This is a genomic window from Mycolicibacterium hodleri (assembly GCF_025822245.1).
Lineage (GTDB): Bacteria > Actinomycetota > Actinomycetes > Mycobacteriales > Mycobacteriaceae > Mycobacterium > Mycobacterium hodleri.
In genome coordinates, this window is record NZ_JACKTL010000033.1 from 452125 (window position 1) to 475577 (window position 23453).

General features: G+C 69.6%; 27 protein-coding genes. 20 read left to right on the top strand and 7 right to left on the bottom strand.

The genetic code is table 11. The features are described 5' to 3' along the window. Nucleotides 1-147: 147 nt before the first annotated feature. Complete coding sequence (locus tag H7J06_RS14635; protein ID WP_264039619.1) at nt 148-1446, bottom strand: PQQ-dependent sugar dehydrogenase; 1299 nt, start codon at nt 1444-1446, stop codon at nt 148-150. Continuing rightward, on the bottom strand, nt 1424-2188 hold the full coding sequence (locus H7J06_RS14640; protein ID WP_264039620.1) for a pirin family protein: 765 nt from the start codon (nt 2186-2188) through the stop codon (nt 1424-1426). The genes H7J06_RS14635 and H7J06_RS14640 overlap by 23 nt, the downstream gene beginning before the upstream one ends. 70 nt (nt 2189-2258) lie before the next feature. Here H7J06_RS14640 and H7J06_RS14645 point away from each other — a divergent pair, with 70 nt between their 5' ends. Next, nucleotides 2259-2714 carry a MarR family winged helix-turn-helix transcriptional regulator gene (locus H7J06_RS14645; protein WP_264039770.1) on the top strand — a complete coding sequence of 152 codons (456 nt, stop codon included), beginning with the start codon at nt 2259-2261 and terminating at the stop codon, nt 2712-2714. Nucleotides 2715-2723: 9 nt separating this feature from the next. After that, nucleotides 2724-3500: an SDR family NAD(P)-dependent oxidoreductase gene (locus H7J06_RS14650; protein WP_264039621.1), complete on the top strand. Its 777-nt coding sequence runs from the start codon at nt 2724-2726 to the stop codon at nt 3498-3500. Nucleotides 3501-3544: 44 nt separating this feature from the next. On the opposite strand, the gene H7J06_RS14655 is transcribed toward H7J06_RS14650, so the two are convergent. Next, nucleotides 3545-4627, bottom strand: coding sequence for an IS630 family transposase (locus H7J06_RS14655; protein WP_264039622.1), 1083 nt, complete (start codon nt 4625-4627; stop codon nt 3545-3547). A gap of 220 nt (nt 4628-4847) precedes the next feature. On the opposite strand from H7J06_RS14655, the gene H7J06_RS14660 reads away from it, so the two are divergent. Then, entirely contained in the window at nt 4848-6539 is a 1692-nt protein-coding gene (locus tag H7J06_RS14660; protein ID WP_275079441.1) for a CocE/NonD family hydrolase, read from the top strand. 4 nt (nt 6540-6543) lie between these two features. Here the strand turns inward: H7J06_RS14660 and H7J06_RS14665 are convergent, their stop codons facing one another. Further along, a complete protein-coding gene (locus tag H7J06_RS14665) occupies nt 6544-7539 on the bottom strand; it encodes a sigma-70 family RNA polymerase sigma factor (RefSeq protein WP_264039625.1) in 996 nt (331 codons plus the stop codon). An 81-nt stretch (nt 7540-7620) separates the two neighbouring features. On the opposite strand from H7J06_RS14665, the gene H7J06_RS14670 reads away from it, so the two are divergent. From H7J06_RS14670 to H7J06_RS14730, 13 genes are all read left to right on the top strand, one after another. After that, on the top strand, nt 7621-8460 hold the full coding sequence (locus tag H7J06_RS14670) for an alpha/beta hydrolase (protein WP_264039626.1): 840 nt from the start codon (nt 7621-7623) through the stop codon (nt 8458-8460). Further along, complete coding sequence (locus H7J06_RS14675; RefSeq protein ID WP_372515308.1) at nt 8457-9506, top strand: alpha/beta hydrolase family protein; 1050 nt, start codon at nt 8457-8459, stop codon at nt 9504-9506. The genes H7J06_RS14670 and H7J06_RS14675 overlap by 4 nt, the downstream gene beginning before the upstream one ends. Before the next feature lie 16 nt (nt 9507-9522). After that, nucleotides 9523-10455: an NADP-dependent oxidoreductase gene (locus tag H7J06_RS14680; RefSeq protein ID WP_264039627.1), complete on the top strand. Its 933-nt coding sequence runs from the start codon at nt 9523-9525 to the stop codon at nt 10453-10455. An 11-nt stretch (nt 10456-10466) separates the two neighbouring features. After that, entirely contained in the window at nt 10467-11216 is a 750-nt protein-coding gene (locus H7J06_RS14685; protein ID WP_264039628.1) for a DUF2786 domain-containing protein, read from the top strand. A gap of 7 nt (nt 11217-11223) precedes the next feature. Continuing rightward, nucleotides 11224-11715, top strand: coding sequence for a TIGR04338 family metallohydrolase (locus H7J06_RS14690; RefSeq protein WP_264039629.1), 492 nt, complete (start codon nt 11224-11226; stop codon nt 11713-11715). Between the two features lie 6 nt (nt 11716-11721). Then, nucleotides 11722-12387, top strand: coding sequence for an O-methyltransferase (locus H7J06_RS14695; protein ID WP_264039630.1), 666 nt, complete (start codon nt 11722-11724; stop codon nt 12385-12387). A 112-nt stretch (nt 12388-12499) separates the two neighbouring features. Further along, nucleotides 12500-13423 (top strand): DUF4129 domain-containing protein, encoded by a 924-nt coding sequence (locus H7J06_RS14700; RefSeq protein ID WP_264039632.1) that lies wholly within the window; start codon nt 12500-12502, stop codon nt 13421-13423. Then, nucleotides 13420-13905: a hypothetical protein gene (locus H7J06_RS14705; protein ID WP_264039633.1), complete on the top strand. Its 486-nt coding sequence runs from the start codon at nt 13420-13422 to the stop codon at nt 13903-13905. Before H7J06_RS14700 ends, H7J06_RS14705 begins: the two co-directional genes overlap by 4 nt. Further along, nucleotides 13902-14867, top strand: a complete 966-nt coding sequence (locus tag H7J06_RS14710; RefSeq protein WP_264039634.1) for an AAA family ATPase — start codon at nt 13902-13904, stop codon at nt 14865-14867. Before H7J06_RS14705 ends, H7J06_RS14710 begins: the two co-directional genes overlap by 4 nt. Continuing rightward, on the top strand, nt 14864-16123 hold the full coding sequence (locus tag H7J06_RS14715; RefSeq protein WP_264039635.1) for a DUF58 domain-containing protein: 1260 nt from the start codon (nt 14864-14866) through the stop codon (nt 16121-16123). Before H7J06_RS14710 ends, H7J06_RS14715 begins: the two co-directional genes overlap by 4 nt. A gap of 1 nt (nt 16124) precedes the next feature. Next, nucleotides 16125-16577, top strand: a complete 453-nt coding sequence (locus H7J06_RS14720) for a hypothetical protein (RefSeq protein ID WP_264039636.1) — start codon at nt 16125-16127, stop codon at nt 16575-16577. 7 nt (nt 16578-16584) lie between these two features. Next, nucleotides 16585-17388, top strand: a complete 804-nt coding sequence (locus tag H7J06_RS14725) for an acyl-CoA thioesterase (RefSeq protein ID WP_264039637.1) — start codon at nt 16585-16587, stop codon at nt 17386-17388. 34 nt (nt 17389-17422) lie between these two features. Next, nucleotides 17423-18268, top strand: a complete 846-nt coding sequence (locus H7J06_RS14730) for a rhomboid family intramembrane serine protease (protein WP_264039638.1) — start codon at nt 17423-17425, stop codon at nt 18266-18268. On the opposite strand, the gene H7J06_RS14735 is transcribed toward H7J06_RS14730, so the two are convergent. Next, the gene (locus tag H7J06_RS14735; protein ID WP_264039639.1) at nt 18269-18664 is read right to left on the bottom strand and encodes a heme-binding protein; all 396 of its coding nucleotides are present in this window, start codon (nt 18662-18664) and stop codon (nt 18269-18271) included. Between the two features lie 329 nt (nt 18665-18993). On the opposite strand from H7J06_RS14735, the gene H7J06_RS14740 reads away from it, so the two are divergent. Together H7J06_RS14740 and H7J06_RS14745 are read left to right on the top strand one after the other, a co-directional pair. Next, nucleotides 18994-19950: an esterase family protein gene (locus H7J06_RS14740; RefSeq protein ID WP_264039772.1), complete on the top strand. Its 957-nt coding sequence runs from the start codon at nt 18994-18996 to the stop codon at nt 19948-19950. A 29-nt stretch (nt 19951-19979) separates the two neighbouring features. Further along, entirely contained in the window at nt 19980-20408 is a 429-nt protein-coding gene (locus H7J06_RS14745) for a type II toxin-antitoxin system Rv0910 family toxin (protein ID WP_264039640.1), read from the top strand. Nucleotides 20409-20411: 3 nt separating this feature from the next. On the opposite strand, the gene H7J06_RS14750 is transcribed toward H7J06_RS14745, so the two are convergent. Beyond that, on the bottom strand, nt 20412-21065 hold the full coding sequence (locus tag H7J06_RS14750; protein WP_264039641.1) for a nitroreductase: 654 nt from the start codon (nt 21063-21065) through the stop codon (nt 20412-20414). A gap of 197 nt (nt 21066-21262) precedes the next feature. Here H7J06_RS14750 and H7J06_RS14755 point away from each other — a divergent pair, with 197 nt between their 5' ends. Both H7J06_RS14755 and H7J06_RS14760 read left to right on the top strand, forming a co-directional pair. Beyond that, entirely contained in the window at nt 21263-21532 is a 270-nt protein-coding gene (locus H7J06_RS14755; protein ID WP_264039643.1) for a hypothetical protein, read from the top strand. 61 nt (nt 21533-21593) lie between these two features. Then, the gene (locus H7J06_RS14760; RefSeq protein ID WP_264039644.1) at nt 21594-22511 is read left to right on the top strand and encodes a DMT family transporter; all 918 of its coding nucleotides are present in this window, start codon (nt 21594-21596) and stop codon (nt 22509-22511) included. Here the strand turns inward: H7J06_RS14760 and H7J06_RS14765 are convergent. Beyond that, a complete protein-coding gene (locus H7J06_RS14765) occupies nt 22492-23418 on the bottom strand; it encodes an SAM-dependent methyltransferase (RefSeq protein WP_264039645.1) in 927 nt (308 codons plus the stop codon). The genes H7J06_RS14760 and H7J06_RS14765 overlap by 20 nt on opposite strands. Nucleotides 23419-23453 lie beyond the last annotated feature (35 nt).

A 23453-nucleotide genomic window follows, 5' to 3' on the forward strand; every position in this document is an offset into this window, starting at 1 on the left:
TGATTGCCACGAACTGTTCGAGAGCACGTTCTAGCAATCACAGCCGACGCACAGTTGGCTTTGGTCACGTCACCGACACGATTCGGCCACGACCGGCGGCGAGCGCCTCGACCATCGGTTTGCGGGGCGCCCACGGGGCAACGTCGGTCAGCGTCCGGGCGGTGCCACCCGGTAGATGGCGTCGGCCGCGTCGTCGGTGACGTACACGGCGCCGTCCGGCCCAACCACTGCGGCGACCGGTCGGCCCCACCTCGTCCCGTCCGCGGCCTGGAATCCGCCGACGAGCGTCTGCTGGTTGCCGAGGTTGCCGTTCTGCCAGGGGAAGAAGGACACCTCGGGTGCGCGGGGCGGTTGCCGGTTCCACGAGCCGTGCACCCCGACCAGCGCCCCCTTGTCATACGGCGCGGGGAGCGCACCGTCGACGAAGACCATCCCGAGCGGCGCGGAATGTGCGCCCATGCTCTGCTCGATCGGCGGCAGCGTCGCGCAGTCGAGCTTCGAACCGTCGGCGTTGGTCTGAACGTCGCGGATGAGGCGAAGATTCGCCGGGCCGCCGTCGGGATTGCAGTACGGCCACCCCAGTTCGCGACCCGGCGTCAGCTTGGCGACGGACTCCGGGGGGTGGTCGCCGACGTAGTCGGGCACCACCTGTCCGTAGGACGGCCCTTGATCGGGCACTTGGACGTTGTCGCGGTTGTTGACGGCGGTCCACACCGCGCCGTCGGGCGCGACCGCCAGGCCCGTGCCGTTGCGGACCCCGGTGGCGAACGGCGTGTAGGGCCCTCCGCCGGGCGGAACCCGCATCACGGTGGCTCGCTGCGGGTTGGCGGTACGGTCCTGGGCGGAGATGTTGCCCGTCGACCCGATCGAGAAGTACACGGCCCCATCGGGTCCCACGGCGACGCTCTTCAGCGCGTGGGCATAGGCGCCGCCAAGGTCGGCGCTTCGCGCGTCGGGAAGGTTCGCGGCGACAGTACGCAACGGGGTGGCCTTGCCGTCGGCATAGGTGAACGCGTCGACTTGATCGCTCTCGGCTACGTAGAGCGTGGAACCCTGAAACGCCAGACCGTGCGGTTGGTTCATGCCGTTGACGAGGAGCTGCATCTGCGGGCCCAAGCCCGAGGGCTCTATCCGGATCACCTGCCCGGCCCCGGGCAGCGAGACCAGCAGGGCACCGTCCGGTGCCCACGTCGCGAGCCGCGGTTTGGGCACCCTGGCCCAGACCGACATCGTCCACCCCTTGGGCACCAACGCCTTTCGCGGTTCGTCGAACGGCTCGGCGGCGAGGTCGCCGGGGACCTGAACCGTCACCTCGGCCAGGCCGGCTGCGCTGGGCGCCTGGCTCTCGGTGGTGGTCTCAGACGCCGGCGGGGTGCTCGTGGAGCACCCCGCCAGCAGGACGACGCCGATGACGGCAAAGGCCTTACGCCGCAGACAAACTCGCATGCATCTCCCAGACCAGGATTTCCGACGGTTCGGTCGCGGTGATCCGCTGCCCGCCCGATGCCGTGAAGCGCACGGCGTCGCCTTCGTGCAGTGGGCCGGCGCCTTCGAGCACGACCTCACCCCGAGGCACGAACAGGTGCAGGTACGGTGCCTGCGGCAGCTCGACGGTGTCACCGGGCTCCAGCCGCGCGCCGCGAAGGGCTGCGTACTTGTTGCTGATGGTGATGGCGGCGTCGTCGGCGTGCTCGGGCATGCCGGAGGCGATGGTCACCAGCGTGCCGCGCAGCGCCTCGTCGTCGATCTCGAGCTGCTGGTAGCCGGGCGTGATGCCGGCCTCGTCGGGGACCACCCACATCTGGACGAAGTGGACGGGGTCGGCATGCGTGGAATCGCCGGTGAGCGTCCAGGAGTCGTTCTTCTCGGAGTGCAGGATGCCCCGGCCCGCCGACATCCGTTGCGCCAGACCGGGATAGATCACGCCCGAGTGGCCCGTCGAGTCCTGGTGCACTAGGGAGCCGCGCAGCACCCAGGTGACGATCTCCATGTCGCGGTGGGGGTGGGTGTCAAAGCCCTTGCCTGGCTTGACCACGTCGTCGTTGTTGACCAGCAGCAGGCCGTGGTGGGTGTTGTTCGGGTCGTAGTTCCCGCCGAACGAGAAGGAGTGCTTGGAGTCCAGCCAGGAGATCTTGGTGGCGGACCGGTCCTGTGCGCGTCGGACGTCGACGATGTCGGTCGTGGTCATGAAGTGCTCCTCGGGCGTCGTCGCCAGCCTAGGTGGCCGGCACTGGACACGACAACTTAGATGATGTGTCATATATTCCATGTGGCTTTCCGAGGAGCAGCAGCGGGTGTGGCGCAGATACCTGACGATGACCGCCGAACTGCAGGTCGAGATGAACCGGCAGCTGCAGCGCGACTGTGGGCTCTCGCTCGCCGACTACGACGTACTGGTCGCGCTCGACGAGCTCGCCGCGTGCCGGGTCAACGAACTCGGCGAGCGGCTGGGCTGGGAGCAGAGCCGGCTGTCACACCAGCTCAGGCGGATGCGGACCCGCGGGCTCGTCGACCGTCGCGGTGCCGACGACGACCGACGGGGCGCCACCGTAGAGCTGACCGACGCCGGCCGCGCCGCGCTCGAGGCGGCCGCGCCGGGGCACGTCGAGCTGGTCCGCACCCTGGCCTTCGACGGGATCGGTGCGGGGGAGCTGCGGGCACTGGACCGTTGGACCTCGCAGGTCCTGTCACGGCTGGGGCGGGGTTCTGCCTAATCTGTCCACGTGGACATCAACGGAGCTAGCGCAATCGTCACAGGTGGGGCATCCGGCATCGGAGCGGCCTCGGCACGCCAGTTGGCAGACAGGGGCGCACGCGTCGTCGTCGCCGACCTGCAGGCCGACCGCGGTGAGGCACTCGCCAAGGAGATCGGCGGCGTGTTCGTCACCGTCGACGTGACCAACACCGAGCAAATCGAGGACGCCGTCAACACCGCCGCGGACCTCGGCCCGCTGCGTGCCCTGGTGAACTCGGCCGGCATCGGCTGGGCCCAGCGCACCATCGGCAAGGACGGCGAGTTCGCCTCGGCGCACAACCTCGACGCCTACAAGAAGGTGCTCGCGATCAACCTGGTCGGCACCTTCGACTGCATTCGACTCGCCGCCACCGCGATGAGCCGCAACGAGCCCACCGAGACAGGCGAGCGCGGCGCGATCGTGAACATGACCAGCGTCGCGGCCTTCGACGGCCAGATCGGTCAGGCCGCCTACTCGTCGTCCAAGGGTGGCGTCGTCGGCCTGACCCTGCCGGTGGCCCGCGACCTGTCGGCCGTCGGCATCCGCGTCAACACCGTCGCCCCCGGCCTGATCGACACCCCGATCTACGGTGAGGGCGAGGCCTCGGAGGCGTTCAAGGCCAAGCTCGGCCAGTCGGTGCTCTTCCCGCACCGCCTCGGCAAGCCCGACGAATTGGCGTCGATGGTGCTCGAGTTGATCACCAACTCCTACATGAACGCCGAAGTGGTCCGCGTCGACGGCGGCATCAGGATGCCCCCGAAGTAACCGCGGGTGGTTCCAGGATTCGGGGCTAGTGGTGTGTCCTGGATTTAGCTGACTTTTTCGAGAGCGATGCGTCCGCGTGCGACCTTGGCGAGGATGGATTCGGCGGTCGCTGTCCACTGGTAGGGCCGCGGGTCGTCGTTGTGTGAGTCGATGTAGTCCTGGATCGAGGCGATCAGGTCGGGTACGGAGTGAAATACCCCGCGCCGCAATGCTTTGTCGGTGAGCTCGCGGAACCAGCGTTCGACCAGGTTGAGCCACGACGAGGATGTCGGGGTGAAGTGCATGTGAAACCGCGGATGCTTGTCCAGCCAGGCGCGGACGTCTTCATGTTTGTGGGTGGCGTAGTTGTCCAGGATTAGGTGGATCGCTAAATCTTTGGGGACCTCGCGGTCGATCGTCTTGAGGAATGTCAACCACTCCTGATGGCGGTGCCTGGGCATGCACTGGCTGATCACGTTGCCGGTCAGGACGTTCAGCGCGGCGAACAGAGTGGTGGTGCCGTTGCGCTTGTAGTCATGGGTCATCGTCTCGCCTCGCCCCTTGACCATCGGCAACGACGCCTGGGTGCGGTCCAATGCCTGAACCGAGGACTTCTCGTCGGCGCACAAGACGATCGCCTTCTCGGGCGGATTCAGGTACAGCCCGACTACATCGACCAGCTTCTCCTCGAACTTGGGATCGTTGGACAACTTGAACGTCTCGACCCTGTGCGGCTTGAGACCCCGGGCCGACCACACCTGCTGCACAGTCGATTTCGAGACTCCGCTCGCTGCGGCCATGGTCCGGCAGCTCCAATGGGTTTCACCCGCGGGACGGTAGTTCATCGTCAGATTCACGATCTCGTCGATCTTCTCTTGCGGGATGGTCTTCTTTCGGCCCCGGCCCTCGCGTACCCGACCCAGCTTCGCCAAGCCCTCTTCGGCGAACCGGTCACGCCAGGCCTTCACCGAGGCGGGCGACACCGACAACGACGCGGCGATCGCGGTGTTGGCCATGCCATCGGCCGCCATCAACAACGCCTTGGCTCGCACCACTTCCCGATGCGCACCCGACTGCGACCGAGCCAACGACTCAAGCACGTTGCGTTGTCCTGCAGACATTTCCAGCGCGGGAACGGGTTGCCTCATAGTACGTATCATATCCAACAAAACAACAATTATATACAGGACACACCACTAGCGTGATCACGTGACCTCCGTCGCGGTTCGCCTGGCCGCCGTCGCCACGGCCGTGACCCTGGTCGTCGGCGGCTGCTCGCATGGCGCGAGCACGACCGCCGGCCCGTGGCCCCCGGATCCCGGGCGCGGGCCGTGCGCCGTGGCCAAGCAGACCGACGTGCCCGCGACCATGCGGGACGGCACCGTCCTGCGCGCCGACGTCTACCGCCCGAGCACGTCGGAGAGCGTGCCGGTGATTCTGATGCGCACCCAGTACGGCAAGGACGGCGCGCAGGCCGGCACCCGCTACCAGCCCCCGGACTGGTTCGCGTCGCACTGCTACCTCGTCGTCGTGCAGGACATCCGCGGCCAGGGCGCCTCCGGCGGCACGTTCAGCGAGTTCACCCACGACCAGGCCGACGGCTACGACTCCGTCGAATGGGCGGCGGCGCTGCCGGGGTCGAACGGCAAGGTCGGCATGTACGGCTCGTCCTACGTCGGCGCGACGCAGTGGCTGGCCGCCGTGACCGCGCCGCCGCACCTCGTCACGATCGTGCCGGCGAACACCGCGTCGGACTACTACGACGGCTGGACCTACGAGGGCGGCGAGTTCCGGCTCGCCTTCGTGCTGCCGTGGGCCATGGAATCGATCGCCACCACCGCCGCTCAGAACCGCGGCGACCAGGCGACCGTCCACGAACTTGCTTCTGCGGTAAGGGATCCCACCCGGTGGTTGGACTTCCGACCGTTCAAGGACCTGCCGCCGATGCAGCCCGACAACCCCGCGGTGGCGCCCTGGTACTTCGACTGGATCCGGCATTCGACGAGGGACGACTTCTGGAAGCAGGTCAGCATCCGCGACCGCTACCCGTCGGTGCGCGTGCCGGTGATGCACTTCGAGGGCTGGTATGACGCCTTCCTCGCCGGCGGCGTGGAGAACTTCGCCGGAATGGTGGCCCACGGCGCGACCGCCGACGCCCGGGCGAACCAGCGGCTGATCATCGGCCCGTGGGATCACGTCGACTGGGGCCGACCCGACTCGGAGCCCGCTCCGATGCTGAAGTCGATCGGCGCGGTCGCCAACAGCCCGGTCAACGAGCTGATGCTCGACTGGTACGACCACTTCCTCAAGGGCAAGGACAACGCAGTCGGGGGCACGCCCCGAGTGGACTACTTCCTGATGGGCGCCAACGTCTGGAAGACCGCGACGAATTGGCCACTGCCGCAAACCCGTCCGACGACGTACTACCTGTCCGGGGCGGGAGGCTCGGACCGCACGGGGGAGTTGCGTGACGCCGCCCCCGGCGCCGAGGCTCCCGACGTCTACACCTACGACCCGCGCTTCCCTGCGCCCAGTCTGGGTGGGCACTCCTGCTGTGGAGCGCAATCCGGACCGCAGGGACCCTACGACCAAACCCCGGTCGAACAGCGATCCGACGTGCTGGTCTACAGCAGCCCGCCGTTGTCGCGCGACGTCGAGGTGACGGGAGCGGCGACGGTCGACCTGTGGGCCCAATCATCGGTTGCCGACACCGATTTCACCGCCAAGCTGACGGTGGTCAAGCCCGACGGCACGGTCGTCAACCTCAACGACGGGATTCTGCGGACGTCCTTCCGCGACTCGTTGTCGAACCCGACTCCGGTGCCGCCGAACCAGCCGACGAGGTACCGGATCCAGATCTGGCCCACCAGTTACCAATACCGCGCCGGGGACCGGATCAGGGTGGAGATCTCCAGCAGCGACTATCCCCAATTCGCACCCAACCCCAACACCGGTGAGCCGTTCGGCCAGAGTGCCGCCACGGTGGTGGCCACGCAGACGATCCTGCACGACGCCGCCCATCCGTCGAGCATCACGCTGCCGGTGATCCCGGCGGGCTGATCGCCTACAGCGTGGGCGCCAGCCCGAACTTCTCGAACAGCAGGCCGTCCTGCGCGTGGAACGCCACCACGTGCGACACCCTGCCGGCCCGAACGCTCAGCACGTGCAGCTGAAATGCCTCGTGGGCGCCGGTCTCGCGGTTGAGCATGTACAGCGCGGCCGCGGGCTGGCCGTTGGCGGTGGTGGCGACGAACCGCATGTCGCCGGCGCCCTGCGCGGGACAGTGCACCGTCGACAGCGTGACGATGTCGGCCGGACCCCGATACCAGCCGTCGAAGGGGGGCATCTCGAAGATCGCGTCCTCGGTGAACAGCTGCACCAGCTGATCCATGTCGTAGGTCTCGAAGGCGTTGACGTACTTGGCCAGCATCTCCCGAGCCTCCGGCGACTCCGGCGGGGCGATGTCGTCGTCCTGGCTCGGTGAAATCTCGTCGAGCTGCGCGCGGGCCCGTTGCAGCAGGCTGTTGACCGCCGCGGTGGAGGCGCCGATGGCCTCGCCGACCTCGGCGGCCTTCCACTGCAGCACCTCGCGCAGCAGCAGGACCGCACGCTGGCGGGCCGAGAGGTGTTGCAGCGCAGCGATGAACGCCAACCTCACCGAGTCGCGGGAGGCCACGATGACCGACGGGTCCGACGGATGCTCGTCCGGGGCATCCGGCAGCGGTTGCAGCCAGGTGACCTCGGGATGTTCGGCGATGTCGGCCGTGGGATCGGCGTTGGGGGCGCCCAGACCGCTGGGCAGCGGGCGACGCTGCCGTCCGTCGAGCGCGGTCAGGCACGTGTTGGTGGCGATGCGGTAGAGCCACGTGCGGATCGACGAGCGGCCCTCGAACCCGTCGTAGGACTTCCACGCGCGCAGGTAGGTCTCCTGCACCAGGTCCTCGGAGTCGTGAAGAGACCCGGTCATGCGGTAGCAGTGCGCAAGAAGCTCCCGCCGGTACCGCTGGGCGTCGGCGAGGAAGGCGTCCTTGGAATCAAATGTCTCGGCGACCACACTCACGAACCAGAGCCTACCGAGGGGGTGTGACGAGCGACACCGTCGTCGTCTGAACCGTTCAGCGGGGCCCGCTAGTCTCCCCTGATGGCCACAACCCGCAGCGAACGCAGCTTCGACGGTGTCGGCGGCATTCGGATCGTCTACGACGTGTGGACGCCCAACACCGAGCCGCTCGGCGTGGTGATCCTGTGCCACGGTTTCGGCGAACACGCCCGGCGCTACGACCACGTCGCGCAGCGATTCGGCGAGGGCGGTCTGATCACCTACGCCCTCGACCAGCGCGGACACGGTCGCTCCGGCGGCAAGCGCGTCTTCCTCAAGAACATCTCCGAGTACACCGACGACTTCCACCATCTGGTGGGCATCGCCACCGCGGCTCATCCCGAGCTCAAGCGCGTGGTCCTCGGCCACAGCATGGGCGGCGGTGTCGTGTTCACCTACGGCGTCGAGCATCCCGACGACTACGCCGCGATGGTGCTCTCGGGGCCCGCCGTGTACGCCCAGGACGGAGTGTCCCCGGTGATGACCATCCTGGCGAAGGTGGTCGGCAGCGTCCTGCCCGGACTGCCGGTGGAGGAGCTCCCCGCCGACGCGGTGTCCCGCGACCCCGACGTCGTCGCCGCCTACGAGGCCGATCCGTTGGTGCACCACGGCAAGCTCCCGGCGGGCATCGCCAAGGCGCTGATCGGCGTCGGCGAGACCATGCCGCAGCGCGCGGCGTCGCTGACCGCACCGCTGCTGGTGGTGCACGGCGGGCAGGACAAGCTGGTCTCGGTCGGCGGCAGCCGTCGACTGGTCGAGTGCGTCGGCTCGACCGACGTGAACTTGAAGGTGTACCCCGAGCTCTACCACGAAGTCTTCAACGAGCCGGAGCGTGCGGTGGTGCTCGACGACGTGGTGTCCTGGATCGAGGTCCACCTGTGAGAGCGCTCCTCGGCGTGCTGGCCGCACTGTTCCTCGTCGTGGGGTGCTCCTCCTCCTCCGGCGGCGACGGCGCAGCGCCGGCGCCGCGACAGGGCTGGGTCGAGGACGACGTCGACTTCACCGCCGACGGGCTGACCGTCTACGGCACCTACCGTCACCTCGCGGACGCTCCGCCCGGGCCGGCGGCGCTGCTGATCTCGGAGAGCGGAAACACCGACCGCAACGGCGACAACGCGGTGGCCGGACCGGTCGGCAACATGCGACAGTTGGCGGAATACCTGTCCGGCAAGGGAATCAGCACGCTTCGGTACGACAAGGTGGGCACCGGCAAGACGGGGCTCGGGCCGTACGCGGCACGCCCGGCCGACGTCGGCAGCGCGGTCTACGACCTGGGTGCCAAGGCCGCCGTCCGCTACCTCGCGGGCCAACCGGGCACCGACAAGGCGCACCTGTCGGTGTACGCCCTCGGCGAGGGCACGGTCCACGCCATGTCGCTGGCGAACGACGCGGCTCCGGACGCCCCGAAGATCCACTCGCTCGGTCTGTTTCAACCGTTGGCGGGCCGTTACCTCGACATCATCACCGGACGCGTCCGCACCGGGCTCGACGCCGACGTCGCGGCCGGAGCCAAGACGCGCCAGCAGGCCGACGCGGTGCTCGCGACGTGGGACGCCGCCGTGGTCGAGGCGCGCACCAAGCGCACCGCGCCCGCGCAGATGCCCGAGGGGCTCGGTGCCGTGCTGAATCCCTCCAACGTCGGAGCGGTCGTCGAAGCCGACCTGATCGATCCGCTGGTGTCGGCCGCCGCCCTGCCCGCGGGCATGCCGGTGCTGGCCACCTGCTCGGACTCCGACAGCCAGGCCACCTGCGCCGCCGAGCAGCCGCTGTTCGACGCGCTCGCCCACACCGCGCTGACCGCGGTGCGGCTCACCGGTGTGAACCACGTGCTGCGCGACGACCCAAGCGACAACGTCGGGAACTACTCCAAGAAGGACCCGCTCTCGCCTCAGCTGGTGACCGCCCTGGACGGCTTCGTCGGCAAGTAGTGACTAGACTTCGGCCATGACCAGAACCGTGGTTGCCCAGGCGTACGGCGGGCCCGAAGTCCTTGCGCTGCAAGACATCGAGCTGCCCGACCTGACCGAGGGGCAGGTGCTCGTCGACGTCCGGGCGGCGGGTACCAACCCGTTCGACGTCAAGTCCTACAGCGGCGACATGGGCGACGACCCCGCGAGGTTGCCCCTGCCGGTCGGCCTGGAGGTGGCGGGTGTCGTCGCTGCGACCACGCCGGGCGCCGCCGGATACACCGGACCACTGACAGTCGGCGACGAGGTGATCGTCACCAACATCAACGGCGGATACGCCGACCAGGTCGTCGCGAACGCCGCTGACGTGGGCCACAAGCCCGACAACCTCGCCTTCGAGCAGGCGGCGGGGCTGCTCCTGGCCGGCGAGACGGCGTGGCACCTGTTGACCAACACCCGGGTGGGGACGGGCGACACCGTGCTCGTCCACGGCGCCAGCGGTGGCGTCGGGCTGATGGCGGTGCAGCTCGCGGTCGCCCGCGGCGCGCGGGTGATCGCCACCGCCAGCCCCGGCAAGCACGATCAGCTGCGGGAACACGGCGCGGAACCGGTCGCCTACGGCGACGGGTTGGCCGACCGCGTCCGGGCGATCGGGCCGGTCGACGCCGCGCTCGACCTGGTCGGCACCGACGAGGCCCTCGACACGTCGGTGGAGCTCGTCGCCGACCGCTCCCGGATCGCGACGATCGCCGGTTTCGCCCGGGCGGGGGAACTCGGAATCGCGGTGCTGACCGGTGCCGACGGTGGTCAGGCGATCCGCGACGCCGCCAGGCCCGAACTAATCGAGCTGGCGGCGTCGGGGCGGCTTCGGGTCACCGTCGACCGGGTGTATCCGCTCGCCGAGGCGGCGGAGGCGCACCGGTATCTGCTGGCCGGCCACGCCCGCGGAAAAGTCGTACTGGTCCCCTAGCGTGACCTTCCATGAGTGACGACAAGATGCTGGCGCGCATCGCAGCCCTTCTGCGCCAAGCCGAGAACACCGACAACCCGCACGAAGCCGAAGCCTTCATGTCGGCCGCGCAGCGGCTCGCGACCACCACGTCGATCGACCTGGCGGTGGCCAGGGCGCACTCGGCGACGCGCACCGCCGCACAGACGCCCGTCCAGCGCACCATCACCATCGGCGAGGCCGGCAGCAAGGGCTTGCGCACCTACGTCCAGCTGTTCGTCGCGATCGCGATGGCCAACGACGTGAAGTGCGACGTCGCGTCCAACTCGACGTTCGTCTACGCCTACGGCTTCGCCGAGGACATCGACGCCACCCACGCGCTCTACGCCAGCCTGGTGGTGCAGATGGTGAAGGCGTCGGACGCCTACATCGCCACCGGTGACCACAAGCCCACCCCGACCATCACCGCCCGGTTGAACTTTCACCTGGCGTTCGGCGGGCGCGTCGGACAGCGGCTGGCCGAAGCCCGCGAGGAGGCCAGGCAGGCGGCCACCACCGGTCGCGACCAGCAGCCGGGAACCGCGGTAGCCTTGCGCAACAAGGACATCGAACTGAAGAGCTTCTACCGCTCGGCGTCGAAGGCGCGGGGTACCTGGCGTGCCACCAGTGCCTCGGCGGGTTATTCGTCGGCGGCCCGGCGGGCCGGGGACCGGGCGGGTCGACGGGCCCGGCTGGGCCCGAGCACCGAGCTCGCCGGGGCGCGAAAGCCCTTGGACCGGTAGGGGATCGGTGCCGCGCGACTCTCAGCGCTCCAAGGTCTACGCCGCCGAGCAGTTCGTGCGGACCCTCTTCGACCGCGCTGCCGAGCGGGGCGTCCGGGCCGTCGACTTCTTCGGCGCCCAGCTGACTCTGCCGCCGGAGGCGCGGTTCGCCTCGACGGACTCGGTGCGGGACTACGTCGACGAGGTGATGGCCCTGCCGTCGGTGCGGTCGCGGTGGCCCGCCGCCGAACCGCTGACGGTCCGTGCGCGCCGCGGAGTGACCGCCGCGCACTACGAGTACGACGGCGGTGTCGCGACCATCGCGGTCCCCGACCGGCAGAGCACGTGGGCGCTGCGGGAACTGGTGGTCCTGCACGAGGTGGCCCACCACCTGTGTCGATGCGAACCGCCGCACGGCCCCGACTTCGTCGCCGCGCTCTGTGACCTGACGGAGACGGTGATGGGCCCGGAGGTCGGGCACGTGCTGAGGGTGACGTACGCCAAGGAAGGCGTACGGTAGCCAGCCATGACCGAACCCGACCCGCGCGCCCTCGACGCGATGTACGGCGAGTTGTTGCACACCGAGGACGCCGCGCTGGCCGCCGCGCGCGAGAGTGCCGTCGCCGCAGGCATGCCCGCGATCGAAGTGTCCGCCCAGCACGCCAAGCTGTTGACCCTGCTGGCGACCGTCTCCCGCGCCACCCGGGTGCTCGAGATCGGCACCCTCGCCGGCTACAGCACGATCGCCCTGGCGCGCGGCGTCGGGCCGGCCGGGCGCGTCGTCACGTTGGAGTACGAGCCCCGGCACGCCGAGGTGGCCAGGGGCAACCTGGCCGCCGCGGGCGTCGACGACCGGGTGGAGATCGTCGTCGGTGCCGCGCTGGACACGCTGCCGACGCTCGCCGAGCGGGGTGAGCGCTTCGACATGTTCTTCGTCGACGCCGACAAGGAGAACAACGTGGCGTACGTGAACTGGGCGGTCGAGTTGGCCACCCCCGGCGCGGTGCTCGTCGTCGACAACATCGCCCGCTTCGGCCGGGTGCTCGACCCTGCGCCCGACGACCGTCAGGCGCAGACCGTGCGCGACATGTTCGCGATGATGGGCGAGCACCCCCGACTGGACACCGCCGCCATCCAGACGGTGGGTACCAAGGGTTGGGACGGGTTCGCCGTCGCCGTCATCCGACCCTGAGCCCGGTTTGAGTCGGGCGTCTGACGTTCTTCCCGCAACGCCGCGCGCACCGGCGGGGTTCTTGTAGCGTCGAAACGTGCCGCCTCGGAGGAGGACACGCAGCATCGCGCCCGTGACCGTCCTGGTCACGCTCCTCTTCGTGGCCGCGGCCGCCCTGCGGGGATACGTGCCAGGGGCCGACGTCGGTCCCCGCCGGCCGTCGGGCGACAACCCGGTCACCTCTGCCGTCGTCGTCGGACTGCTGATGGCCTCGGTGGCCGTCGTCGCGGTTGCGGTCGTCGCCCAGTTGCGCAACCGCGGCATCACCCCGACCCGGGTGGCGAGCCGACCGGACTGGCTGCGCGGTGACCGGCGGCGCCCGTCGTGGCGGGTGGCGCTGATTGCGGTCGGGGTGATCGTCGGCTGGCTCCTGCTGTCGACTCTGTTGGGCCGGCTGGGCCCGGGTCTGGGGGACGACGCCGACGGTGCGGGTGCGGCGCCGACCGCGACCGACGCCGCGCAGCACGCCACGGATGCGGGCGGGGCCACGCCGGCCACGCCACTGCCCCCTGACCCGGGGACGGGCCTGTTGGGCTACTTCTACGCCGCGACTGCCGTCTTCGTCGTCGTGCTGGTGATCGGAACGATCGTCGCGGCGCGCCGGCGTGGTCCGCTGCCGCCGAGCGCCGCCGACGTCGTCCGCCCCGACGGTGGCGTCGACGCCGGCTCTCAATCCCTCGCTCTCGCAGCCGAAGTCGGGCTCGCCGAAGTCGAGGACCTCAGCCGGGAACCGCGCAAGGCGATCATCGCCTGTTACGCCGCGATGGAACGCCAGCTGTCGCTGCTGCCCGACGCCGCGCCGCGTGACTTCGACACCGCATCGGAGGTGCTGGCCCGCGCCGTCGACCATCACGCCCTGGCCCCAGACAGCGCCACCCAGCTGGTCGACCTCTTCGAGGAGGCCCGCTTCAGCCCGCACGTCATGAACGAGGGCCACCGCGACGCGGCGGTCGCGGTCCTCACCCAGGTGTTGGACGAGCTTCGGAGCCGGGTGTGACCAGGATCGGCGTGGTGGCGATCGTGGTGGTGCTCGGCGTCCAAGTGCTGGCATTGGCCCATCCCGACCGGCACGTCGCGCTGTGGATGGGCGCGGCCGCCGCCACGGTCGCGCTGCTGACGGTGCGCTGGTTGGCGGTGCGCGACGGTGGGTCGGCGGTCGACGACTCCCGGGCCCGCGACCCGGCCGAGACGTTGCGTCGCTGGCGGTCGAAGACCGAGATCATGATCGCCCGGGCCGACTCCACCCGTTCGGACTGGGACAAGTATTTGCGGCCCATGCTCGCGCGGCAGTTCGAGCTGGCCACCGGGGCGCGAAAGGGCAAGGACCCGAGGATCTTTCGCGCGACGGCCATTGCGCTGTTTGGCGAGCAGCTGTGGGTGTGGGTGGATCCCGACAACGTGTCCCGCACCGGCGTGGAGGAACCGGGGCCCGGCCGCGCGGTCCTCGACGACGTGCTTCGGCGACTGGAGGGAATGTGAGCCTGCCGGTGACCACCACCGCCGCCCGCTGCGAGGCGGTGCTCGACGAGATCCAGCGCGTCGTCGTGGGCCGACGACCCGCGCTGACACTGATCCAGACGGCGCTGCTGGCGCGTGGGCACGTCCTCATCGAAGACCTTCCCGGCCTTGGCAAGACGCTCATCGCGCGGTGCTTCGCCGCGGCGCTCGGGCTGGAGTTCACCCGGGTGCAGTTCACGCCAGACCTGCTGCCCGCCGACCTGCTGGGGTCGACGATCTACGACATGCAGTCGGGGCGGTTCGAGTTCCGCCCCGGCCCGATCTTCAGCAACCTCCTGCTGGCCGACGAGATCAACCGGACGCCGCCCAAGACGCAGGCCGCGCTGCTGGAGGCGATGGCCGAACGTCAGGTGAGCGTCGACGGGATCACCCACCACCTGCCGGATCCCTTCATCGTGCTGGCCACCGACAACCCCATCGAATACGAGGGCACCTACCCGCTGCCGGAGGCGCAGCTCGACCGGTTCACCATCAGGCTGGAGCTGCGCTACCTGACCGAGCGGGACGAGGCCGCGATGCTGCGGCGCCGGCTGGACCGTGGGTCGGCCGAACCCGCCGTCGCCCAGATCGTCGACGCGGCAGACCTTCTCGCCATGCGGGAGTCGGTCGAACAGGTCACCGTGCACGACGACGTACTGCAGTACGTGGTGTCGCTGGCGACGGCCAGCCGCCAGCACCCCCAGGTGGCGGTCGGTGCGAGCCCGCGCGCCGAACTGGACCTCGTTCAGCTGGCCCGCGCCCGGGCGTTGCTCCTGGGCCGCGACTACGTGATCCCCGAGGACGTCAAGGCGTTGGCCGTGCCCGCCATGGCGCACCGGATCAGCCTGCGTCCCGAGATGTGGGTTCGGCAGGTGCGTACTTCGGACGTCGTGGAGGAACTGCTGCGTCGGCTGCCGGTGCCGAGGACCCGCGGGGCGACGTGATCGAGACGCGCTCGCTTGACGTCGAATTGCGTTGGCGGGCATCGTCGCTCGCGCTGTCGCTGGCGTCGTGCGCGGCAGTGGCGCTGGCGGTGGCCCTGATCGGGTCGCGGTGGCAGCTCGTGGTGTTCGCCGCCCCCCTGATCGGTGTACTGGTGTCACTGCGGTGGCAGCGACCGGTGCCGACGGTTCGGGTGCACGCCGAACCAGGCCTGCTGCGCTGCTTCGAGAACGAGGAGGTCCGCCTCGAACTGTGGGCGAGCGCCGACGACGGGTCGCCGGTGCACCTGACCGTCGACGCGGCCGCGGGTGCGGCGCTCGAGGTGACCCGCCGACCGACGGGCCGGTTCGAGATCGTGACCTCGGCGCCGCGGTGGGGCCGGTACCCGGTGACCGTTCGGGTGCACGTCGCCGGCCGGGGCGGCCTGCTCGCCGGATCCCCCACGGCCGGGCGCGTGGCGGTCGCGGAGGTGTTCGTATTTCCCGTCGCCCCAGCACAATCCACCGCACTGCCCCGGACCGAACTGCTGGACCGCCTCGGCACCCATCTGACCCGGCACGTCGGCAGAGGTGTCGAATACGGCGGCATTCGGGCCTACGTCCCCGGCGACCAACTGCGCACCGTCAACTGGCCGGTCAGCGCTCGCCGCGGCAGTCTGCACGTCACCGAGCGGCTGAGCGAGCGCGCCACCGACGTCGTCGTGCTCGTCGACGGCTACGACCAGCCGCCGGGACCCGCCACCGAGGCGACCGAGCGCACGATGCGCGGCGCCGTGCAGGTGGTGCAGAGCGCGCTGCGCAACGGGGACCGGGCGGGCGTCGTCGCACTGGGCGGGCGGACCCGGTGGCTGAGCGCCGACATCGGCCGTCGCCAGTTCTACCGCGTCCTCGACGCGATCCTCGGAGCGGGCGCCGGCCATGAGACCACCCCCGGCACGCTGGCGCCGCGGGCCGCGATGCCGCCGGGTGCCGTCGTCGTGGCGTTCTCGACCCTGCTCGACACCGACTTCGCCCTTGCGCTGATCGACCTGTGCCGCCGGGGCCACGTCGTGGTGGCCGTCGACGTGCTCGACGGCGCGCCCTTCGAAGATCTCGACGACCCGCTGATCGCCCGAATGTGGTCGATGCAACGGGCTTTCATGTACCGGGACATGCGGACCATCGGCGTCGACGTCGTCGGATGGTCGACGGACGGCACCCTCGACCAAGTGATGGGCCTGGTGCCGAGGCGCCGCAAGCGCGCGGCGGCGAGGAGATGACGTGACGCGCCTGCTGTCCCTGGCCTTCGGTCTGCTGATGGTGGCCGCAGGCACCGTCGAGAGTGCCGGGCCCGCACTCGTCCTGGCGGCGGTGGCCGTCGTCGCGCTGGTGGTGGGTCTGTTGATCCGGCTCGCGGCGACGCTTGCGGTAGTGGCCGTCGCCGGGGCGCTGGCCCTCTCGGAGCCGTCCCCGGTGGTGGCGGCGATCGCAGGCCTGGCGGCGAGCGCGTACCTCGTGGTCCGGCACGCGGAGGGGACCGGCGCCGCGTGGGTCCTGACCGCGCCGACGGTGTTGGGCGCGCTCGGCCTGACCGCGGTGACGGTGCTCGGCGCGACCGTTCCGTTCGCTCTGCCGTGGGTGCCGCTGGTCGCACCGCTGGCCGTGGTCGCCGCGTACGTGATCGTGCTCGACCGGTACGCCGGGGATCCGGGACGGGGTAGCCCGCTACGCTGACCAACCCATGACAGGTGTCAAGCCCGACCGACCCAGCTGGATGGCCCGCCTCCTGGACTTCGAACGCGACGGCGACGTGTTCGTCGCCCCGCAGCCGCCGGCCGGGCCGGGCACCCGACTCTTCGGCGGGCTGATCGCCGCCCAGTCGCTGGCCGCCGCGGGGGCGACCGTCGAGCCGGACAAGCATCCGCAGTCGCTGCACCTGTACTTCGTGCGCGGCGGCGAATACGGCGTCGACGTCGAACTGAACGTCGTCCGCACCCGGGACGGGCGATCGTTCGACACCCGGCAGGTCACCGCCGTGCAGCACGGCAAGACCATCCTCGAGATGATCGCGTCGTTCCACCGGCCCGAGGACGGTGCGGACTGGCATCCGACGCCGCCGTCCGGTCTGGACTTCGAGGCGGCCGTCCCCAAGACGCCGGACCTGGGGTTCGCGGGTCGATTCGAGATGCGGGTGCGGCCCGACGACGACTCGCCGTTCGCGGTGCCGCCGTTCTGGATCCGCACCAAGGCCCGCATCGACGACTCGCCGCTGGTCCAGGCGTGCGCGCTGACGTTCATGTCCGACTTCGGCCCGGTTCCGGTGGCGCGGCCCCCTGGCGCACCGATCGGCGCCGACGTCGGCTACGCCGCGAGCCTGGACCACGCGGTGTGGTTCCACCGCCCGTTCCTGCCGCACGAGTGGCACCGCTACGAGGTCCGGTCGCTCAACAACAGTGACTCCCGCGGCCTGGTCGTCGGCTCGATGTACGACGGTGCCGGCGCGCTGGTCGCGAGCACCACGCAGGAGGCGTTGTGGCGCCTCTGAGGGCGCGATCGGCCGGGCTGGGACACTGTGGGGTGTGACCACACCAGGCCCTCCCGGCACACCGAGCGCGCCGGCGGCACCCCCGACCTGTTACCGCCACCCCGACCGGTCGACCTACGTCAGCTGCGCGCGGTGCCAGCGCTACATCTGCCCTGACTGCATGGGGTCGGCGGCGGTCGGGCACCAGTGCCCCAACTGCGTCGACGACGGTGCCAAGTCGGTGCGCAAGCCCAGGGGCAACCTCGGCGTCAAGCCCGTCGTGACCTACGCGCTGATCGCCGCCAACGTGGTGATGTTCGTCCTGCAGATGGCGGTGCCGGGGCTGCAGCAGGCGTTGTTCCTCTGGCCCGGGGGAGTGGTGGCCTACGACGAGTACTACCGGCTGCTGACCTCGGCGTTCCTGCACGACGGACCCACGCACATCCTGTTCAACATGTGGGCCCTGTGGGTCATCGGCCCCGCGCTCGAGCGGTGGCTGGGGCGCACCAGCTTCGTCGCCCTGTACTTCTTGAGCGCGCTGGGCGGATCGGTTCTGGTGTTCCTGCTGACGCCGGTCAACGTGCCGACGCTGGGCGCCTCCGGCGCGATCTTCGGCCTGTTCGGCGCCACGTTGGCGCTGTCGCGGAAGCTGAACTTCGACATGCGCTGGATCGCCGGGCTGATCGTCGTCAACCTGGTCATCACGTTCGTCGTGCCGGGGATCAGCTGGCAGGGACACGTCGGCGGCCTGCTGACCGGCGCGGCGCTGGGCGCGGTGTACGCCTACGCGCCGCGCCAGAACCGCATGCTGATCGAGACGGCGGTGTCGGTGGCGCTGCTCGCGGTGTTCGCCGCGCTGGTGTGGTGGCGGGCGTCGAGCCTCTTGGCTGGCGTCGGATAGTTAGGGCGTGCCGCCGCAGCGGTTCTTGAGGTCGACCAGGGGCTGACGGATCCCGGTGATGTCGTTCTTGGTGTCCGGGTGGGCGTTCAGGTAGTCCTGCATCTGCGTGTGCACCTGGTCCTTCGACAGCCCCTCGAGGCTGGTGACGAACCAGTTGTAGTCGGGGTGGGTGAACAGATATGCCGAGGTCGACGCGTCGACGCCGGCGCGGACGCCCTCGAGGTCGGCGGCGCTGCAGTTGGGCGGGTTCAAGGCGGGGTCCTCGTTGGCGAACGCGGACGGCAGCGTCCCGAGCAACGTGGTGCCGATCAGCCCGCCGGCGAGGAGTGCTCCGCCGGTGAGGCGACGCGCGAGGCGTCCGGAGGACGACGGGGCGGGGGAACCGGTAACGGACATGATCATGCTCCTTATGTGTGTGCGCACTGAGTTTGCCGTGGCGTAAGCCACCTTGCATGTCTTACGAGTCAATTCACAGGCTATTCGCTCATCCCCCACAGCCCCCAAGCGGGTGGTTCACATGTCCCCATGCGTCACCGTTCCCGGAACCCGTTGATAACGAGCCGATTACACCGCGCGTGGGCGGCGCGGCGTGGCGTTTTCGCGCTGCTAGCTTGCGCTGAACGGGTAACTCGAACAGATGGGATCCAGCCGTGTTGGCGACGATCGTTGGTGGGCTACGACGCCGATGGGCGCGGCGACTGGCCGTGTCCGCATTCCTCGTCGCGATGATGCCGGGCGTGGTGGGCCCGGTGGGACTGGTGCCGACGGCGTCGGCGTTCTCCCGTGAGGGACTTCCGGTGGAGGGACTTCAGGTGCCGTCGGCGGCGATGGGCCGCAACATCCTGGTCCAGTTCCAGGGCGGCGGCCCGCACGCCGTCTACCTCCTCGACGGTCTGCGCGCTCAGGACGACTTCAGCGGCTGGGACATCAACACCCCCGCGTTCGAGTGGTTCTACCAATCCGGGCTGTCGGTCGTCATGCCCGTCGGCGGGCAGTCCAGCTTCTACAGCGACTGGTACCAGCCGGCCAAGGGCAGCAACGGCACGTCGACCTACAAGTGGGAGACGTTCCTGACCCAGGAGCTGCCGGCGTACCTGGCTGCCAACAAGGGCATCTCGCCGACGGGCAACGCGGTGGTCGGGCTGTCGATGTCGGGTGGTGCTGCGCTGAACCTGGCGGCGTTCTACCCGACGCAGTTCATCTTCGCCGCGTCGCTGTCGGGCTTCTTGAACCCGTCGGCGGGTCTGTGGCCGACCATGATCGGCTTCGCCATGAAGGACGCGGGCGGATACAACGCCACCGACATGTGGGGCGTGTCCAGCGATCCGGCCTGGCGGCGCAACGATCCGATGGTGAACCTGCCGACGCTGGTGGCCAACAACACCGCCATCTGGATCTACTGCGGCAACGGCCGGACCTCCGATCTGGACTCCGCGGGCGACTTCGGCGTGCAGTACAGCGCACAGTTCCTGGAGAACATCACCATCAACACCAACAAGGACTTCCAGAAGCAGTACCTGGCCCTCGGCGGCCGCAACGCCGTGTTCAACTTCCCCAACGACGGCACCCACAGCTGGGGTTACTGGGGCGCTCAACTGCAGGCCATGAAGCCCGACCTGCTCAGGGTGCTCGGCGTCGGCGTGGCGCCCCCGCCGCCGCCTCCGGCCCCGCCTGCCGGGTAGAACCCGTCCGGGTCGGGTAGAAGTGACGCATGGCCAGCGTCGACGTATCGGTTAAGTCCCAGCTCGCACCCGACAAGGCGTGGAAGTTGGCGTCCGATCTCGGCCGCTTCGACGAGTGGCTGACGATCTTCGGCGGGTGGCGCAGTCCCGTGCCGGAGGTGATCGAGAAGGGCACCACGGTGTCCTCGCTGATCAAGGTGAAGGGCTTCCGCAACACCATCCACTGGGAGGTGACCAACTACGACGAGCCCCACCGCATCGAGATGTGCGGCCGCGGGTTCGGCGGCGTCCAGATCTCCCTGCGCACCGACATCAGTGACAACCAGCCCGGCACGACGTTCCACCTCGTTGCCGACCTGAGCGGCGCGGTACTCAACGGTCCGGTCGGCGCACTGGTCGCGCGGGTGATCAAGGGAGACGTCAAGCGGTCGGTGGAGAACTTGGCGAGCCTGCAGTAGCGGTCAGTCCTCGCGGAAGGTGACGTTGTCGGACAGTGGGCTGCGCGGCACGTCGAGCGTGTTGGCCGGGAAGTCCGGGTCCGGGTAGCCGATCGACATCCCGCACAGGATCCGCATGTCCTCGGCGATGCCGAGTTGATCGCGGATCACCTCCGGATAGCCCGCGATCGACACCTGCACGCAACTGCCGATGCCTCGCGCGGTCAGTGCCAGCATGAAGTTCTGCAGGAACATGCCGACCCCGAGGGCGTCGGCGTACCCCAGGTCGTGGTGCATGCAGACGACGGCCCCGAGCGGCGCCCGGAAGAACTCCCAATTCCTCAGCACCGCAACCCTTCTGGCGGCGGCGTCGTGCCGGGCGACGCCCATCGTGCCGTACAGGATGGCGCCGAGGTCGCGCCGGAAGTGGCTGAACTCCTCCGGCAGCGGCGGCACCTTGGGGTCACCCTTGGCCGCCTCGTCGAGAAGGGCCTCGACCAGCCGGTCGCGGGCAGGCCCGGAGTTGAACACCACGCGCCACGGCTGGATGTTCGAGTTGGAGGGGGCCCGCACGGCGAGTTCGAGCGCTTCGATCACCAGGTCCCTTGGTACGGGCTCGTCCCGCAGGAACAGTCGGGTCGAGCGACGGGCGCGAATGGTGTCTTCGAGGTCGTACATCGGTCTCCCTAGATCGTGGCGACGCCAAGTCCATGGTCGACATGGTGCGCCACGAAGTCCGTCCCGGCCGGAGGATCGGCGATGTGACGCGCCAGTCCGGGCCCGGCGGGTGGCGACGGACGTCACGTTGTGAAGTGCGCCACCGTCGATAGCCTGGTGGCAAGGACATCGTCGAGGCATCCACCAGGGAGCAGGACATGGCAATTCGGGTACTGCCCTACGTCACCGTCGAGGTCGACGACCACCTCCGCCGCCGGGTGCGATACGCCGCCGAGCGATTGCGGATCAACGTCCGGTCCCATCTGCTGAGCGCGGCCGACGACGTCGACGCCGCGGGCGACAAGGTCCGGGGTTTGTGCGACGCGGCGGTCAGTCGCGTCGACGAGGTCGTGGCGAGGGTCGGCGACAGAATCGATCCCGCTGCACGTCAGAGCGCTGACGAGGGCTCTCGGGTCGAAGCGGGTTAGCGACACCTCTACGGTGTAGTGACGGGGTAGGTCACATCGCCAAAGAAGGGTGTCGAGGACGTTGTTGGGCCATGGGCTGGTCGTCCTCTTCGCGCTGTGCTCGGCCGTGTGCATGGCCGTCGGCATCGTGGTGCGCCAGCGTGCCACCATGGACCTGCCCGCCGATCAGAGCGTCAGCACGCGCATGTTTGCCACCCTGCTTCGACGACCGCTGTGGTGGGTGGGCACCGGGGTGGCGGTCGCCGGCTACGTGTTCCAGGCGCTCGCACTGGTCAAGGGTTCGCTGATCGTCGTCCAACCGCTTCTGGTGTCGGCCTTGCTGTTTGCCCTGCCGCTGAGCGCACGGCTGGCCGGCCGCCGCGTCACCCGTCGGGAATGGCTGTGGGCGGCGCTGCTGACGGTGTCGCTGGCCTTCTTCGTCCTGCTCGCCCGCCCCGGACCGCCGGACCGGCCGGCACCGCTGGTGATCTCGGCCGCGGTGTCCCTCGGCTGCGTCGTGCTGATCGCCGCCTGCATCCTGATTGCCCGGCGGATGGAGGGCGCGCGCCGGGCGGTGCTGTTCGCCGTGGGCGTCGGCGTGCTGTTCGGGGCGGTCGCCGTCGTCACCAAGTACGTGATGCACCTGCTCGACGAGCGGGGGGCCGCCGGATTGCTGGCCACCCCTGCGCCGTACGCGTTGGTCGCGCTCGGCATCATCGCGACCCTGTTGCAGCAGTCCGCCTTCCACGCCGGCGCGCTCCAGACGTCGGTGCCCGCGATGCTCGTGCTCGAGCCCATCGTGGCCGTGGCTCTCGGCGCGGTGCTGCTCGGTGAGGAACTCGACGTGAGCGGCTATCAGCTCATCGCGTTGGCCCTCGCCGTCGGCGCCATGACCGCGGCGACCTTCTCACTGGGGCGCGGTGAGGGCGCCTACGCCGCCGAACTGGAGATCGAGGCCGCCCGCGCGGGGCCCGAGCAGGTCAGGCCCGCGTCGAGGTGATGTAGGTGACGCCGTTCATGGTGGGGCCGTCGTCGTCGCTCTCCGGGATCGCGTCGAAACCGTGCGTCGCCAACAGCTGACCCATCGGCGTGCCCACCGACGTCCAGCCGCGGGCGTCGAGGTAGTCGCCCACGTCGTTGCGCTCGCCGACGAAGGTGAGGTCGCTGAAGTCGAGGTCGAAGCCGTGCTCACGCCACTTGGCCGTGGACTCGCGCATCCGCTCGCGCGCCTCCTCGGAGTCGAACGCGGCGGTGTCCGGCACGGCCTCGCTGCCCAGCCGGCTGCCCGGCGCGCTGAGTGAGGTGACGGCGTCGAGCAGACGGTCCTGCGCCTCGGGGGGCAGGTAGCCGTAGAGCCCCTCGGCGATCCACGCCGAGGGCTGGCTGGCGTCGAAGCCGGCCGCCTGCAGCGCGGCGGGCCAGTCGTCACGCAGGTCGACGGCCACCGTGCGAAGGTCGGCCTTGGGCGCCGCGCCGAGCCCGGCCAGCGTCGTCGTCTTGAACTCGATGACGGCCGGCTGGTCGATCTCGTAGACGGTCATCCCCGCGGGCCAGTCCAGCCGGTACGCGCGGGCGTCCAGGCCGGAGGCCAGGATCACGGCCTGCCGGATGCCGGCGGCGGCGGCGTCGGCGAAGAACCCGTCGAAGTACCGCGTGCGGGCAGCCATCGCGGCGGGCATCTGTGCCAAGCCCCAACTCGTGCCGCCCGTGTCCACGTCGGTGGAGGACAGCTCGCCGCTGGCCCAGCGGGTGAGGAAGTCGACGCCGACCGCGCGCACCAACGGCTCAGCGAACGGGTCGTCGATCGCGCCGTCGCGGGCGGCAATTGCCCTGGCCGCGGCCACCATCGTCGCGGTGGTACCCACGCTGGTGGCCAGGTCCCAGGTGTCGTCTTCGGTGCGAGTCATCGCCAACCTCTCGAATTGATTATTTAGTCAGTGTA

Excerpts from the sequence above, each read along its gene's own strand:
- H7J06_RS14635 (WP_264039619.1), bottom strand. The coding sequence starts at position 1,446 with ATGCGAGTTTGTCTGCGGCGTAAGGCCTTTGCCGTCATCGGCGTCGTC.
- H7J06_RS14640 (WP_264039620.1), bottom strand. The coding sequence starts at position 2,188 with ATGACCACGACCGACATCGTCGACGTCCGACGCGCACAGGACCGGTCC.
- H7J06_RS14655 (WP_264039622.1), bottom strand. The coding sequence starts at position 4,627 with ATGAGGCAACCCGTTCCCGCGCTGGAAATGTCTGCAGGACAACGCAAC.
- H7J06_RS14660 (WP_275079441.1), top strand. The coding sequence starts at position 4,848 with ATGCGGGACGGCACCGTCCTGCGCGCCGACGTCTACCGCCCGAGCACG.
- H7J06_RS14670 (WP_264039626.1), top strand. The coding sequence starts at position 7,621 with ATGGCCACAACCCGCAGCGAACGCAGCTTCGACGGTGTCGGCGGCATT.
- H7J06_RS14680 (WP_264039627.1), top strand. The coding sequence starts at position 9,523 with ATGACCAGAACCGTGGTTGCCCAGGCGTACGGCGGGCCCGAAGTCCTT.
- H7J06_RS14685 (WP_264039628.1), top strand. The coding sequence starts at position 10,467 with ATGAGTGACGACAAGATGCTGGCGCGCATCGCAGCCCTTCTGCGCCAA.
- H7J06_RS14695 (WP_264039630.1), top strand. The coding sequence starts at position 11,722 with ATGACCGAACCCGACCCGCGCGCCCTCGACGCGATGTACGGCGAGTTG.
- H7J06_RS14725 (WP_264039637.1), top strand. The coding sequence starts at position 16,585 with ATGACAGGTGTCAAGCCCGACCGACCCAGCTGGATGGCCCGCCTCCTG.
- H7J06_RS14735 (WP_264039639.1), bottom strand. The coding sequence starts at position 18,664 with ATGTCCGTTACCGGTTCCCCCGCCCCGTCGTCCTCCGGACGCCTCGCG.
- H7J06_RS14740 (WP_264039772.1), top strand. The coding sequence starts at position 18,994 with ATGATGCCGGGCGTGGTGGGCCCGGTGGGACTGGTGCCGACGGCGTCG.
- H7J06_RS14745 (WP_264039640.1), top strand. The coding sequence starts at position 19,980 with ATGGCCAGCGTCGACGTATCGGTTAAGTCCCAGCTCGCACCCGACAAG.
- H7J06_RS14750 (WP_264039641.1), bottom strand. The coding sequence starts at position 21,065 with ATGTACGACCTCGAAGACACCATTCGCGCCCGTCGCTCGACCCGACTG.
- H7J06_RS14755 (WP_264039643.1), top strand. The coding sequence starts at position 21,263 with ATGGCAATTCGGGTACTGCCCTACGTCACCGTCGAGGTCGACGACCAC.
- H7J06_RS14765 (WP_264039645.1), bottom strand. The coding sequence starts at position 23,418 with ATGACTCGCACCGAAGACGACACCTGGGACCTGGCCACCAGCGTGGGT.